Annotated in this window: 12 protein-coding genes; 1 reads left to right on the top strand and 11 read right to left on the bottom strand. The window is 22.7% G+C overall.

Features of this window, described 5'->3' with window-relative positions:
* Nucleotides 1–133 precede the first annotated feature (133 nt).
* Nucleotides 134–1,081 (top strand): ribose-phosphate pyrophosphokinase, encoded by a 948-nt coding sequence (locus BUCICURV3402_RS00580; RefSeq protein WP_154029174.1) that lies wholly within the window; start codon nucleotides 134–136, stop codon nucleotides 1,079–1,081.
* Nucleotides 1,082–1,412: 331 nt separating this feature from the next.
* Here the strand turns inward: BUCICURV3402_RS00580 and BUCICURV3402_RS00575 are convergent, their stop codons facing one another.
* The 11 genes from BUCICURV3402_RS00575 to nuoC all read right to left on the bottom strand — a co-directional run bounded on the left by BUCICURV3402_RS00575 (nucleotide 1,413) and on the right by nuoC (nucleotide 15,166).
* Nucleotides 1,413–2,873 (bottom strand): NADH-quinone oxidoreductase subunit N, encoded by a 1,461-nt coding sequence (locus tag BUCICURV3402_RS00575; RefSeq protein WP_154029173.1) that lies wholly within the window; start codon nucleotides 2,871–2,873, stop codon nucleotides 1,413–1,415.
* An 11-nt stretch (nucleotides 2,874–2,884) separates the two neighbouring features.
* Nucleotides 2,885–4,393 carry a complex I subunit 4 family protein gene (locus BUCICURV3402_RS00570; RefSeq protein ID WP_154029172.1) on the bottom strand — a complete coding sequence of 503 codons (1,509 nt, stop codon included), beginning with the start codon at nucleotides 4,391–4,393 and terminating at the stop codon, nucleotides 2,885–2,887.
* 75 nt (nucleotides 4,394–4,468) lie between these two features.
* Nucleotides 4,469–6,334, bottom strand: a complete 1,866-nt coding sequence (locus tag BUCICURV3402_RS00565) for an NADH-quinone oxidoreductase subunit L (RefSeq protein WP_154029171.1) — start codon at nucleotides 6,332–6,334, stop codon at nucleotides 4,469–4,471.
* A complete protein-coding gene (gene nuoK, locus BUCICURV3402_RS00560) occupies nucleotides 6,331–6,633 on the bottom strand; it encodes an NADH-quinone oxidoreductase subunit NuoK (RefSeq protein WP_154029170.1) in 303 nt (100 codons plus the stop codon). The genes BUCICURV3402_RS00565 and nuoK overlap by 4 nt, the downstream gene beginning before the upstream one ends.
* Before the next feature lie 20 nt (nucleotides 6,634–6,653).
* The gene (locus tag BUCICURV3402_RS00555) at nucleotides 6,654–7,160 is read right to left on the bottom strand and encodes an NADH-quinone oxidoreductase subunit J family protein (protein WP_154029169.1); all 507 of its coding nucleotides are present in this window, start codon (nucleotides 7,158–7,160) and stop codon (nucleotides 6,654–6,656) included.
* A gap of 11 nt (nucleotides 7,161–7,171) precedes the next feature.
* Nucleotides 7,172–7,717 carry an NADH-quinone oxidoreductase subunit NuoI gene (gene nuoI / locus BUCICURV3402_RS00550; RefSeq protein ID WP_154029168.1) on the bottom strand — a complete coding sequence of 182 codons (546 nt, stop codon included), beginning with the start codon at nucleotides 7,715–7,717 and terminating at the stop codon, nucleotides 7,172–7,174.
* Nucleotides 7,718–7,732: 15 nt separating this feature from the next.
* On the bottom strand, nucleotides 7,733–8,671 hold the full coding sequence (gene nuoH, locus BUCICURV3402_RS00545; RefSeq protein ID WP_154029167.1) for an NADH-quinone oxidoreductase subunit NuoH: 939 nt from the start codon (nucleotides 8,669–8,671) through the stop codon (nucleotides 7,733–7,735).
* A gap of 27 nt (nucleotides 8,672–8,698) precedes the next feature.
* Complete coding sequence (gene nuoG / locus BUCICURV3402_RS00540; RefSeq protein ID WP_154029166.1) at nucleotides 8,699–11,434, bottom strand: NADH-quinone oxidoreductase subunit NuoG; 2,736 nt, start codon at nucleotides 11,432–11,434, stop codon at nucleotides 8,699–8,701.
* A gap of 115 nt (nucleotides 11,435–11,549) precedes the next feature.
* On the bottom strand, nucleotides 11,550–12,866 hold the full coding sequence (gene nuoF, locus BUCICURV3402_RS00535; RefSeq protein ID WP_154029165.1) for an NADH-quinone oxidoreductase subunit NuoF: 1,317 nt from the start codon (nucleotides 12,864–12,866) through the stop codon (nucleotides 11,550–11,552).
* Nucleotides 12,863–13,357 (bottom strand): NADH-quinone oxidoreductase subunit NuoE, encoded by a 495-nt coding sequence (nuoE, locus tag BUCICURV3402_RS00530; protein WP_430809856.1) that lies wholly within the window; start codon nucleotides 13,355–13,357, stop codon nucleotides 12,863–12,865. Before nuoE ends, nuoF begins: the two co-directional genes overlap by 4 nt.
* A gap of 9 nt (nucleotides 13,358–13,366) precedes the next feature.
* Nucleotides 13,367–15,166, bottom strand: a complete 1,800-nt coding sequence (gene nuoC / locus BUCICURV3402_RS00525; RefSeq protein ID WP_172598544.1) for an NADH-quinone oxidoreductase subunit C/D — start codon at nucleotides 15,164–15,166, stop codon at nucleotides 13,367–13,369.
* Between the last annotated feature and the right edge of the window lie 42 nt (nucleotides 15,167–15,208).

Below are 15,208 nucleotides of genomic sequence, written 5' to 3'. Positions count from 1 at the left end.
AATAATCTATTTAATAAAAATAGATATTCTTAAAGAAACATTTTTTAAAAAATATTCTAATTTATTAAAAAATAATATTATAAAAAATAAATTTCTAATAAAATTTAATACATACTTTTTAAATAGGATTAAAATGGAAAACGTTAAATTATTTTCTGGAAATTCTACTCCAAGTTTATCAAAAAAAATTGCTAATCATTTAAAAATACGATTAGGAAATGCTTCTGTAAGTAAATTTAGTGATGGAGAAATTAATGTACAGATTAACGAAAATATTAGAGGGTGTGATGTTTTTCTAATACAATCTACATGTTTACCTACTAATGATAATTTGATGGAATTAATTATTATGGTTGATGCTTTAAGAAGAGCTTCTGCAGGACGTATTACAGCTGTAATGCCATACTTCGGATATGCAAGACAAGATAGAAGAATTCGATCATCTAGAGTACCGATTACTGCAAGAGTTATCGCTGATTTTTTATCTACCGTAGGAGTTGATCGAATTTTAACTATAGACTTACATTCAGAACAAATTCAAGGTTTTTTTGACGTTCCAGTAGATAATATGTTTAGTAGCAAAATTTTTTTAAAAGATTTATTAAAAATTAATTTTTTAAATCCTGTATTTGTTTCGCCTGATATAGGTGGAATAATGAGAACAAGAGAAATTGCAAAACTACTAAATGACTCTGATATGGCAATTATTGATAAACGTCGACCAACTTCTAAAATACCTAAAGTAATGAATATTATTGGACAAATAAAAAATAGAGATTGTATTTTAATTGACGATATTATAGATACCGGAACAACATTATATCAAGCAGCAAAAACATTAAGAAAAAATGGAGCTCGTCGAATTTATGTATATGCTACTCATCCAATTTTTTCAGGTAAAGCAAATCAAAACATCAAAAAAGCAAATATAGATGAAATAATAATTTGTGATACAATTCCTTTATCAAAAGAAATAAAAAGATTAAAAAATATACGCATATTATCAGTATCTAATATGTTAGCAGAAGCAATTAGAAGAATTAATAGAGAAGAATCAATTTCAGAAATGTTTGATGATTAAAAAAAATCTTTTTCAGATTAAATAATATTAATTTATTTATTAAATAATCTATTTTTTTATAATTAAAAATATTAAATTTAAAATAATAATTTTATTATTATATTTATAATTTAAAAATAAAAAATATTTACTTATATAATATAATGTTGGAAAAAATTTCAACATTATATTATAATAAATATATAATTATATATATGATATATATTGATAAATATTAAATATACTACTAATTAAATTAATAATAAAATATTTTTTATTAACAATAAAATTATAATATTTTGAATAAATTCTTTTTAGAAAAAAAATATCTTTTTACTATAAAAAATATATATTATAGAATATTAAAAATAATTTGAGGAAATAAACCTAAAATTGTAAAAATCAATCCAATAAATAAAATAAAAAATTTTTGAATAATTGGTATATAAAAATTATATTTAATATTTTTATTATATAATATTGAAGATTTATAATACAAATTATAAATAATACTCAAATAACTCTGCATTCCTATAATGCTACTTATAATCATTATAATAACTGTAATAAAAAATCTTCTTTGAATTAAATTTTTTAATATAAAAAATTTCCCCCAAAAACCTAAAGTTAAAGGAAATCCAGATAAAGATAATAAAATCATAGACATAATAATGCCTAAAATAGGATCATACCAAAATAATCCTCTTAATGAATTATCTTTAATCAAATAAATTTTTTTAGAAAAAATATTAAAATCAATAATACTTTTAATACTAAAAAAACCAATTAACCCTAATATATAACCAAATAAATAAAAATGTATTTGTCTAATAATAAATATATCTTCCTTCGAAGAATACATCAACAACAACATTAACAAAAAACCAAGATTAGAAATAGATAAATATCCTATTAATCTTTGTACTTTATTCTGAAAAATAGAAACTAAATTACCAAAAAAAATAGAAAATATAGAAACATAATATAATATAAAATATAATAATTTAATGTTATATATATACGGGATACAATAAAAAAAATGTATTAAAAATGAAAATATAGAAATTTTTGTAACAGTAGAAAAATAGATCAATGAACATGAATTAGTATTTTGATATATATCTGGAGACCATGTATGTAAAGGAAATATTGATAACTTAAAAAAAAGAGATAACAATATTATACAAAAACCAAATAAAATAATGCTTCCAAAAATAATAGACGGATAATATATAAACATTTGTGAAAGAAAAGAAAAACACAATCTACCAGAAATAAAATATATAAAAGAACATCCTAATAATAAAAAAGAAGATGAAAAAATTGACATTATCATATATATAACAATTAATAATAGATTATTCCCTGATTTAGGAAAAAACATTAAAATTCCTAATAATGGTAAGAATAATAATTCTACACCAACAAATAAAGTAGAAACATGATTAGATAAAGCAACTAAAATTCCACCTAAAGTAGACAAAAGAACAAAAAAATAAAATTCTATTGAATGATAATTACCATATAAAAACCAAGTATACGAAAATATACAAGTATAAAAACTAGAAATCAATAACATAAATATAAAAAAATAAGAATATTTATCAATTTTAATTAATTCAGAAAAATACTCTAACATAAAATATTTTGAATAAATAATAGAAATTAAACTAAAAAAAATACTAAAAATAATAACTATATATCCTAAATATGTTTTCTTTTTATAAAAAGAAATAAATAAAATTATTAAAATAGAAGAAATTAATATTAAAATTGGTAATATTGGAATAATACTATAAAATAGTCTAATCATAATGTTATTACCTATTTATTAAAAAAAGATGTGTAATATCTATATAACTGATCTGAAATTTCATAGGAAAAATGAAAAAAAATTCTAGGATATAATCCTATAAAAATAAGAAAACATGTGAAAATAATTAAAGTTATCAAATTGAAAATATTTAATTCATTTTTTAAAATAATATGCATATTAGACCCATAGCATACACGCTGTATTAACATAATAGAATAAATAGAAGATAAAAATGAAAATAAAATAAATAAATAACCTAAAATAGGATGAAAAGAAAAAATACCAAATAACATCATAAATTTACCACTAAAATTACTTGTTAAAGGAATACCTAAATTCGCAAAAGAAAAAAATAAAAAAAAAGAAGGAATAAAATACATACAAGACCATAGTCCACGCATATATAAAATATTTTGAGTTTTAATATGAGAAAATATCTTTCCGAAAATTATTAATAATGCTGCAGTAGAAAGAATATAAGATAAAAAATATAAAATAGCACCTTGATAGGAAAATACATTCTCACTATATAAAGCAGCAAAAATTATACCCATATTGGAAATTGAAGAATAAGATAACAATCTTTTTATATTTGTTTGAGAAAAAGCCATTATAGAACCATATAACATTGAAAATAAACCTAAACTAACAAAAATTAAAGAAAATATATGAGATGTACGAGGAAATAAAATTAAATGAAATCTTAATAATCCGTATATTGCTGGTTTTAATAAAAAACCAACTAAATCAACAGAACCTGAAGGAGAAATAATTTCTTGAGTATCTGGTAGCCAATCATCAAAAGGAAATAATGGAATTTTTATTAAAAAAGATAATAAAAAGCTAAACATTAAAAAAATTTCCATATATAAAGACATTGTTGTATTTTTTAATATAAAATAATTAAATGTCCAAATTCCTGAATAACTATGATAAATACAAGCTAAATTTAAAATAGAAAAAAGCAAAGTAAAACCAGATAATTGAGAATATATAAAAAATTTCCGAGAAATATAAAAAATTCTACTCTTACTTTCACAAGAATGATTCCAAAAAATAATTAAAAAATACATAGGTATTAATATTATTTCCCAAAAGAAAAAAAATAGTAACATATCCAAAGATAAAAATATACCAAACATACCTAAAACAACAAATTGTAAATAACAATAAAATAATCCAATATCTTTGTTTAAAATATTCCACTCACAAGACACTGAACACACACTAATTAAAGAAGTTAAAAAAATCATAATCAATGATAATTTATCTACACCTAAATAAAAAGAAATTCCATATCTTGGGATCCATATTTTATAAAATGAAAAAATAAATGTATTTACTAAAATATCAGAATTAGAATTTATATTAGAATAAAAGAAAAATATTGAAACTAATAAACAAATAAACATAGAAAAAAAAGCTATATAACGAGGTAATTTTTTATTTAAAAAACACGTTAAAAAAGATAATAATGCTCCGATTAATGGAACAAAAATAAAAACTAAAAGAATCATAAAATATATTATCCTTACTATATATTAATATATATAAATATAAAAAATTCATTAATACTATTAAAAATAAAGATTTTACATATAATTATTTTTATTAATAAAAATAATTAATAAAACTATAGTCAAACAAAAAATATACCATCTAATATGGTAAATAATATCTATATGTTTAATACTAAATAATTTACTTTTAAAAAAATAAATTACTTTTAAAAAAAACTTTTCTATATAAAAAAATTTTTTACTATTTAAATAATTTGATATCCAATAATATGGTTTTATAAATACATAAAAATAAAAAATATCAAAAAACCAATTATTTGAAACTAAATAATATACAGGATAAAATATAATTTCTAAATAATTTTTTCTTAAAATAAAATATCTACTTAAATAAAAAATAACAAAACCTAAAATTGAAATACTAAAAGAAATATATTCTATATATAAATAATTTTCATTTAAACTAATATCCAGTGGTATATAAACAGTTTTATGGAATATATTAGAAATGATATACCATGTAATAGGAGTGCAACCTAAACACAAAATAAATAAAGATATATCATGAAAAAAATTTTTTTCAATAGAAATAAAATTAGGTTGATTCTCTCCATGAAAAATAAAAAAAAACATTCTACATGAATAAATAGAAGTAAAAAAAATACCTAAAAAAGAACAAAATAAAAATAAATTTTCCTGTTTATTAAAAATATTTAGTAATATATCCCCTTTGCTATAAAAACTGGAAGTTATAAACGGAAATGATATTAAAGAAATCATACCAGTAAAAAAAGTTATATATATAAAAGGTATTTTATTATATAAACTACCCATTTTTAAAATATTTTGCTCATTATTTGTATGCTTTATAATAGATCCTGCTGATAAAAATAGTAATGATTTAAAAAAAGCATGACATAATAAATGTAAAAAAGCACCTTTAATATTTTTAAAACCTAACGCCAAAAACATATAACCTATTTGACTAATAGTAGAAAAAGCTAAAATACGTTTAATATTTGTTTCAAAAATAGCAGAAAAACTGGATATTAAAAGTGTGCAACACCCAATTATAGAAAGTATATATGTTATATGAACATTAAAAAAAAACAAAAAATGAACTCGAATAATTAAATAGACTCCCATAGTAACCATGGTAGCAGCATGAATTAAAGCTGATGCAGGTGTTGGACCAACCATAGCGCCTATCAACCATGTATACAATGGTATTTGAGCGGATTTTCCTATCGAAGCAATAAATAAACAAAAGGAAATCCAAAACAAATAACTAGTATGATAATTTAAAAACATAATTTCTTTAGTAAGATATTTCAATATAAAAAAATCTGTAGTTTTAAAATTTAATAAAATTAAAAATATAGCAATTAAAAAAAATATGTCACCTAATCGAGTCATTAAAAAAGATTTAATAGCAAAATATCCATTTTTTTCTTTTTTAAAATAAAAACCTATTAATAAATATGAACAAATTCCTACTAACTCCCAAATACAAAACATAGTAACTAAATTACTAGTTAAAATAAAAAACATCATAAAAGAGATAAATAAATTCATATATATAAAATATTTAGTATATTCTAAAGAATCGTTCATATACCATAAAGAATATAAATACACACAAAAACTAATCAATATTACCGTTCCCAACATAGACAAAGAAAAAAAATCTACTATAAAATTTAACTCAATTCTATAATTATTTATAGTTATCCAATGTAATAAAGGAATAAAAAAAACTTTTGATTTACTATACATATTAATATAATCATATATAACATATAAAAATAAAAAAAAAGACATTACTATAGAAAATATACTAATTATTGAAACAAACTTTTTTAAAAGAAATCTTTGTAAAAAAATTAATAAAAAAAAACTAAATAATGGAAATATTCCAATATAATAAATTAAATTCATTTATAGGTCTCACTTAATTTACATATATCTAAAGTTTTATACTGTTGATATATTTTTAGAAAAATTGCTAACATTATACTTGCTTCTATAGCTGCAACGGTAATAATTAATATATACATGATTTGACTATCATGTTGATTCCAATAATGACCTACTAAAACTATTGCTAATGCTACTGAATTAGTTAATATTTCTAAACTTATTAATATAAATATTAAATTTTTATGTTTTAATAATGAAAAAATTCCAACTGTAAATAAAACAATAGGTATTAAAATCCCATAATTTAATAACAACATAAATTTATATATTTTCCTTATTAAGAATTAAAAATAAAATTTATTTTTTTTATAAAAAAATACACTAAAAATACTGAAGATAATAGTAATAACGATATAAATTCTATTAAAAAAATATATTTGCTAAACAACAAAATACCAGTATCTTTTATTAAAAAAATTTTAAAAAATAAAATTTTTTTCTTTTCACTAATAAATTGAATAAATAAAATAAATAAAATAAAAAAAGTACATGTATATGAAAACATGTCATAAAAATTATTTGATTGATTCAATAAAATCGTTGAATTACGTATATTATTCTTTATTAACATTACAACAAAAATAAATAAAACCATAATTGCGCCAGCATAAATAATTATCTCTATAGTTCCTAAAAAAATAGAACCTAAGGTAAAAAAAATACCAGAAATAGAAAATATTAATAAAATTAAATATAATAAAGAATAAATCGGATTATTACTAATCATAATTAGAAAAGAAAAAAAAATAGATAAAAAACTTAATAAATAAAATATAACAACCATAAAAATTTTCCCTATGGTAATAAAGATGTTACATCTACACAGTTTAATATTTTTTCTGAAGCAATATTATTTGAATTTTTTTTAAATTTCACACCAGAAACAGAATAAAAATTATATTTAGAAAATTTCCCTGGACCGGAAATTAACAAATCTTTTTTTTTATATATTAATTTTTTTCTTTCAAAATCACTTAATTCTATATCTGGTATTAATTGAATAGCTGCAGTAGGACAAGCTTCTTCACACAAACCACAAAAAATGCAACGAGAAAAATTTATCTGAAAAAATTTAGAATACCAACGACCATCTTTATTTTCTGATTTTTTTAATGAAATACAGTTAACAGGACAAACAGCAGAACATAAATTACATGCAACACAACGTTCCAAACCGTCAGGATCTCGAGTTAAAATAATACGACCTCTATATCGAAGCGATAAATCTAATGATTGTTCTGGATATAAACGAGTTTCTCTAGGTGAGAAAATATTAGTTAATAACATTAACATACTACGAATAATACTCAAAAAACCAAAAAAAATATCTTTTATACTCATATAAAAACCTCATATTTATATTAAAATTCTAAAAGATGTAAATATCATATTTAATAGAGATAAAGGTAAACAAAATTTCCATGCAAATAACATAACATGGTCATACCTTGGTCTAGGTAAAGATGCTCTTAATAAAATAAATAAAAAAACAAATAATAAAAACTTTAATAAAAACCAAATAAAAGGAGGAAAAAACGGACCAAACCAACCACCAAAAAATAAACATACATTTAAAGCAGATACTGCCATAATAGAAATATACTCACCAATAAAAAACATTCCAAATTTCATTCCAGAATATTCAATATGATACCCATCAGCTAATTCTTGTTCAGATTCAGGTTGATCAAAGGGATGTCTATGACAAACTGCAATACATGCAATAAAAAACATCAAAAAACCAAAAAATTGAGGAATAACATTCCATACTTTTTTTTGTGAATAAATGATATCAACTAAATTAAAGGATCCGCATTGAATTACTGTCCCCATAGATGATAAACCTAAAAAAACCTCATAACTTAACATTTGTGCTACCGATCTAATAGAACCCAATAAAGCATATTTATTATTACTAGACCAACCCGCTAATAAAATTCCGTATACAGATAAAGATGACATCATTAAAAAATATAATAAACCAATATTTAAATTAATAATAATAATATTAGAAGTAATAGGGATACTAGCAAAAACTAAAAGTAAAGAAATGAAAGAAATTATTGGAGCTATAATAAACAATACCTTATCACTAAAAGGAGGAATCCAATCTTCTTTAAATAATAATTTAATACCATCAGCACATAGTTGCATACAACCAAACCAACCGACTCTATTAGGTCCATATCTATTTTGTAATAGACCTAAAATTCTTCTTTCTACCAAACTTAAAGCGCTTGCACTAAAAACAATAAAAATTACAAAAAACATAGTAAAAAAAATTTTATTTATCATATTATTATACCTAATTTAATAAAATATTTATTTATTATATTTCGTTAAATTTATAGCAATTTTATTAAAAAAAACAATTGGAATTCCACTACATCCTAATGGTAAACCAATATGAGATAAACTAATATTTTTAGATAACTGTACCGGAAATCTAAAAAATATATTATTTATTTGAAATTGTAATATATCATCATTTTTAATTTTTAATCTATCAGCATCTAAATAATTTAATTTAACATGAATGAAATTCATATGTACAGTTTTAATAAAATAATTTTGACTCATTTCTTCACTACCTAATAATTTATAATAAGGAATAATTTTAAAAAAAGAAAAATTATTTTTTTTATTTATAGTAAATTTCTTAATAGGAAAATCTGAAAAAATTTTTTTTTTATGGTTCTGAAATAACAAAATACCTTCGTATATTTTTTTAAATTTCTTATTATTAATAGATGATTTATAAAATGATTGATTAGAATTCCAATTAGGAGACCACAAAAACGGAGAAAAAGAAAAATTATTTTCTGTCTGCGAACTTCCTTCCATTGAAAAAGAAAACATACTATCCAAATCTACAGAAGGTTTTTGTTCATGTATATCTTTGTTAGTAAACATAGCTGCTCGACCACTAAATCGAATAGGCGATCTTGCTATTTTTTGACCTTTAATTCTAAAAGAAGCAGAAGGAGAAGAATCACTTATTTTTTTAAAAAAAGCATTCCAAATAGAACATAGTTTCATCATTTTATCAATTGTAAAAGATATAATAGATGAAAATGAATAAATTTTATTCTTAATAGCTTGTATCCAACGCCAACTTTCTAATTTACATAATTTTTTTCTATATAAATTAGGATCATTAATTTGAAAAAATCGTTGTATGCGAGCTTCATAATTAACAATATTTCCTGAACTTTCTGAAAAATTTGTACATGGTAAAAAAATATTAGAACGCATTACTGTTCTATTATTTTGATGATCTAATACAATAATTGTATTAACTTTTTTTAAGATTTTATCCAAAAAACTTGATTCATATAATCGATATAAATCGTTTTCTAAAATGACTAAAATATCGACTTTTTTGCAATAAATTATATTAAATATTTCATTTAAAGAGATACTTGGAATTAAAGATAATCCTATATTATTTGCTGAAGGAGGAAATAATGCTAAACCAACTGGTAATCCTTTTTTTTGTAAAGATTGAGCAATATTAAATGATATTTTAAGAATATCAATATTATTATATGATGTACCTGAAATAATTAATGGTTTTTTTGCATTACACAGTGCTTTAGTAATTAAATCAATTTTCATAAAAATACTTCTTTTATCTTTATTCTTAATATTTATATCATTATTAAGATGATCTAATATTAAAGTACTAAAATATAGTTGTTGTTCTATAGATCCAAAATAACACAAACTACTGATATCATCCAATTTTGTTTCACTTCCATTGATAATAAATAAAGTATTTTGCTGATCTTGAGCAATATTTTTTATTGCGCTAATATGCCACAATGGTATATTATTATTTTTTGATATATGAGAATAAATACCACGAACTGCTTGACGTACAGATAAAGCAGCTAATGACGCAGTTTGTGTAATATCTTCACTTATAATTAGAATTACATCATATTCTTCAATTTCTGAAATAGAAGGTATATGTATACCCCCGTCTTTTACAATGTTCTTGATTAACTGTACACATTCATCTAATTCTGGTAACATTCCATTGGAAAAATTTTCTTTTCCTACTAAATTATATAATGCCATATTACTTTCTATACTAGCTCTAGAAGAACCAATACCTAATATTGAATTAGAAGTATTTTGAAAGATAGTAGTAATAATTTTAATTGTATTCGAATAATCTAAAAATTTTTTTTTATTATTTTCTTGTAAAAATGGTTTAGTAACCGAAGTAAAATTTACATAATTACAACCAAATCTACCTAAATCACATAAAAAATATTTATTTATTTTTTTATTATATCTATTATCAATACGACATAACTTACCTAACCGTTCCCCTAAATTAATATTACACCCAATACTACAACCATGACATATACTAGGAGAATATTGTAAATCCCATTTACGATGAAAATTTTGAATATTACTTTTATCAGTAAATACACCTGTAGGACAAATATCAATTAAATTACCAGAATACTCACTTTCTAACAAACCATCTTCTAGTCGACCAAAATAGATTTTGTTACTAGAACCATAAACTCCAAAATCTTTTCCACCAGCATAATCAGTATAATATCTTGAACAACGATAACAAGTAATACATCTATTCATAACATGTGATACAAAAGGACCTAAATATTGATTTTTAAAAATACGTTTTGTATATCTATACCTACGTATATGATGTTTATTTAATACAGTCATATCTTGTAAATGACAATTACCTCCCTCAGAACAAACTGGACAATCATGAGGATGATTTAACATCATTAATTCAATAATACTTTTCTGAAAGTTTTTAATATCTGAATCTATAACTGATATTCTAATTCCTTCTCTTATTTCTGACATACAGGACATAACAACAGATCCTAATTGATCTGTTTCATCACGAAAAATTTTTACTGCACACTGCCGACAAGACCCAATACTACCTAAAACAGGATGCCAACAAAAAAAAGGAATATTAATTCCGACAGATAAACACGCTTGTAATAAGTTATCTGATTTTTTAACAAAAAAAGATTTTTTATCAATATAAATTTTGACCATTGTTAAATACTCACCCGGTTACATTTATTGTAAAATATATATAAATATATAACATAAAATAAAATTAATCTTATACTTTTATAATATATAATAATATTTTTTTAAAAAATTAATTCTATAAAGAAATAATATCAATATTATTTTTTTGTTTTTGATATTTATTTATTCCTTTTTCAAATTCAGTTCGAAATAATTTTATTGCACTCTGTAAGGGAGATATTGCTCCTGGAGCATGCGCGCAAAAAGTTTTTCCAGGACTTAAGTAAAAACATAATTCTTCTAATATAGAAATATCATTAATATAACCATTCTTTTTTTCCAAACTTTTCAATATCTTTACTATCCACGGTAATCCTTCTCTACAGGGAGTACAAAAACCACATGATTCACGTGAAAAAAATACTTCAATATTTACTAATAAAGAAATAATATTAATCTTATTATCAATAGCCATAGCAATTCCAGTTCCTAACCGACTACCTATTTTTTGTAAATTAGTAAAATCCATCTTTATATCAATATCATCACAAGATAAAAAACTAGTCCCAGCTCCACCAGGTTGCCAAGCCTTTAAAGTAAAATTCTTTTTCATACCACCAGCATAATCTTCTAAAATTTCTCTAGCAGTAATTCCTAATGGTAATTCCCATAAACCTGGTTTTTTTACTCGACCTGAAAAACCTAATAATTTAGTCCCAGAATCTATACCTTTAGATAAACTCAAATACCAATCTGATCCATATAAAATAATTGCTGGAATATTAGATAAAGTTTCAACATTATTTATACATGTTGGTTTGCCCCATAAACCATGATTAGCTGGAAAAGGGGGTTTAAATCGTGGATTAGCTCTTCTTCCTTCTAAAGAATTAATTAATGCAGTTTCTTCACCACAAATATAACGACCAGCCCCTGTATGCAAAAATAAATCAAAATTAAAATCACTATTTAATATATTTGTACCTAAAAAACCAAATTTATATGCTTGATTAATTGCTTTAATTAAAATTTTTTCTGATAAATAATAATCACCTCGTAAAAAAATATATCCACAAGAAGACTGTAAGGCAAAAGCACTAATAATCATACCTTCAATTAACTGATGAGGTAAATATTCTATTAAAAATCTATCCTTATAGGTACCAGGCTCCATTTCATCTGCATTACAAATCAAATATCTATTTAATTCTAAATTATTTTTTGTCATTAAACTCCATTTATTTCCAGTTGGAAATCCTGCTCCTCCTCTTCCTTTTAAACCTGATTTTTGAATTATAGATATAATATCTTCAGAACTAAATATTTTTAAAGATTTTTTCAAGGCTTGATAACCTTGATTATTACAATACTCATTTATTTCAATAGTTTTATAAGGTTTATTTAAACGCCAAGTTAATGGATGCGTTTCAGGTTTTTTTAATATATATTTCATTTATATTTATCCAATAAATCTTTTATCCCTTTGACTGTTAGGTGAGTGTACAAAACTTTATCAATAAGCATAACAGGCCCTTTATCACACGCACCTAAACAACAAGTTGGAAGAAGTGTAAAACAACCGTCACGAGTTGTTTGTCCGGGATATATATGTAATCTAGATATTAATTCACTTTCAATATTATGATAACCATTAATAAAACATACAACACTATCACAATAACGAATAATATGATTTCCCACGGGTTTTCGAAAAATATGACAGTAAAATGTTGCGACTCCTTCTACATCACATGCAGAAATAGATAATATCTCTGCAATTGCTACGATAGCATCTTTACAAATCCATTTTCTATTTTTTTGTACAATTTTTAATGCTTCAATACAAGCAGCCCGAGGATTTACATAACATTTTTTTTTTAATAAAATTTCAGAAATTTCTGATTGACTTAAATAAAACACTATTTTTTTCCTATCATTATTTATGAGATATATTTATCGATCTACATCAGACATAACGAAATCAATACTACCAAGATAAACTATTAAATCAGATATTAAATGTCCACATATTACTGAGGGAATTTGCTGTAAGTGAGCAAAACTAGGAGTACGAATTCGTGTTCTATAACTAGTTGGTAACCCGTCACTAATCAAATAGTAACTATTTATTCCTTTTGTTGCTTCAATCATTTGAAAACTTTCATTAAAAGGAATAATAGGACCCCAAGACATTTGTAAAAAATGTGAAATTAAATTCTCAATATTTAATAAAGATTTATTTTTATTTGGAGGAGTAGTTAATGGGTGATCAGATTTAAATGGACCATTTGGCATATTTAATAAACATTGTTGTAATATTTTTAAACTTTGTCTAATTTCTTCAACCTTAATTAAAACTCGTGTGTAAGCATCGCTTGTTTTATTCCCAATTGGAATCTCAAAGTCAAAATTTTGATAACCAGAATATGGCCTTTTTTTTCTAATATCAAAATCAACACCTGTCGCTCTTAAACCTGCTCCGGTTACCCCCCAAGATAAAGCTTCTTCTTTTCCATAAGATGCTACACCTTTAGAACGAGAAATTAAAATTCTATTTTTCAATGCTACTTTTACATAAAAATCTAATCTTTTAGGCATCCAGTCTAAAAATTCTTTCAATAAATGATTCCAATTTAAAGGTAAATCTTTAGCAAGACCGCCAATTCGAAACCAAGCTGGATGCATACGTGCGCCTGTAATACTTTCAATTAAATCATAAATTTTTTGACGATCAGTAAAAGCTAAAAATACTGTACTCATACTACCTACATCCTGAATAAATGTAGAAATAAATAATAAATGACTATTAATTCTAAATAATTCTGATAATAAAATTCTAATAACTTGCGTTCTATCAGGTACTTGTATATTAGCTAATGTTTCTACCGCTAATATATAAGGCATTTCATTAACACACCCCCCTAAATATTCTATTCGATCTGTATAAGGAATAAAACTATGCCAAGACTGTCTTTCAGCTATTTTCTCAGCTCCTCGATGATGAAAACCAATATCAGGAACACAATTTATTATTTTCTCTCCATATAATTGTAATATTATACGAAAAGCACCGTGAGAAGAAGGGTGATTAGGTCCAAAGTTTAAAAACATATATTCTATTTTACTGTTACTATTACGCTTTAAACCCCATGATTCAGGACAAAAACGTAAAGATTCCATTGCTGAATCTTCTCTTTGTTTTGAAAAAAAAAATTTATCTAATTCTGTTGCATGTGATGGATAATCTTTTCTTAAGGGATATCCTACCCAATTTTTAGGCATTAAAAGTCGAGTTAAATGTGGGTGACCAATAAATCTTATACCAAACATTTCCCAAGTTTCACGTTCATACCAATTTGAATTTGAAAAAATTGAAGTAATAGTAGGTAATTGCAAATTTTTTTTTGATAAAGCAACTTTTAAAATAAGATCACTATTATTAGTAATTGACAAAAAATGATAAAATACTGTGAAATCAGAACAAGGAATACACTCAATATTTTTTCGTAAACGTTCATCAATACCGTGTAAATCAAATAACATTTCATATGAACATATATTATTTTTTTTTAAAAAATAAATTACTTTTATTAAAATTGAACGATTAATCCATAAAATTGGACATTTTACATAAGCATCTTGTATAAAAAAATTTTTTTTTCCAAACAAATTAAATAAAGAAAGAATAATTGGATATTTTTTATAAAAATCTTCATTTTTACTGTCTAAAAAAAAAATTTTTTTGTAAATCAATAACAGACATAATTTGATCTCAATAAGTTAATAAAAAATACT

Source organism: Buchnera aphidicola (Cinara curvipes) (genome assembly GCF_900698915.1).
Lineage (GTDB): Bacteria > Pseudomonadota > Gammaproteobacteria > Enterobacterales > Enterobacteriaceae > Buchnera_F > Buchnera_F aphidicola_AY.
The sequence above is the reverse complement of the archived record's forward strand: the minus strand, read 5'-3'. Positions and strand labels throughout refer to the sequence as shown.

What these genes read in the sequence shown, in the direction of transcription:
- nuoH (WP_154029167.1), bottom strand. Translation starts at nt 8,671, where the DNA reads ATGATAAATAAAATTTTTTTTACTATGTTTTTTGTAATTTTTATTGTT.
- nuoK (WP_154029170.1), bottom strand. Translation starts at nt 6,633, where the DNA reads ATGTTGTTATTAAATTATGGGATTTTAATACCTATTGTTTTATTTACA.
- BUCICURV3402_RS00575 (WP_154029173.1), bottom strand. Translation starts at nt 2,873, where the DNA reads ATGATTAGACTATTTTATAGTATTATTCCAATATTACCAATTTTAATA.
- nuoG (WP_154029166.1), bottom strand. Translation starts at nt 11,434, where the DNA reads ATGGTCAAAATTTATATTGATAAAAAATCTTTTTTTGTTAAAAAATCA.
- nuoI (WP_154029168.1), bottom strand. Translation starts at nt 7,717, where the DNA reads ATGAGTATAAAAGATATTTTTTTTGGTTTTTTGAGTATTATTCGTAGT.
- BUCICURV3402_RS00570 (WP_154029172.1), bottom strand. Translation starts at nt 4,393, where the DNA reads ATGATTCTTTTAGTTTTTATTTTTGTTCCATTAATCGGAGCATTATTA.
- BUCICURV3402_RS00565 (WP_154029171.1), bottom strand. Translation starts at nt 6,334, where the DNA reads ATGAATTTAATTTATTATATTGGAATATTTCCATTATTTAGTTTTTTT.
- nuoF (WP_154029165.1), bottom strand. Translation starts at nt 12,866, where the DNA reads ATGAAATATATATTAAAAAAACCTGAAACGCATCCATTAACTTGGCGT.
- BUCICURV3402_RS00555 (WP_154029169.1), bottom strand. Translation starts at nt 7,160, where the DNA reads ATGGTTGTTATATTTTATTTATTAAGTTTTTTATCTATTTTTTTTTCT.
- BUCICURV3402_RS00580 (WP_154029174.1), top strand. Translation starts at nt 134, where the DNA reads ATGGAAAACGTTAAATTATTTTCTGGAAATTCTACTCCAAGTTTATCA.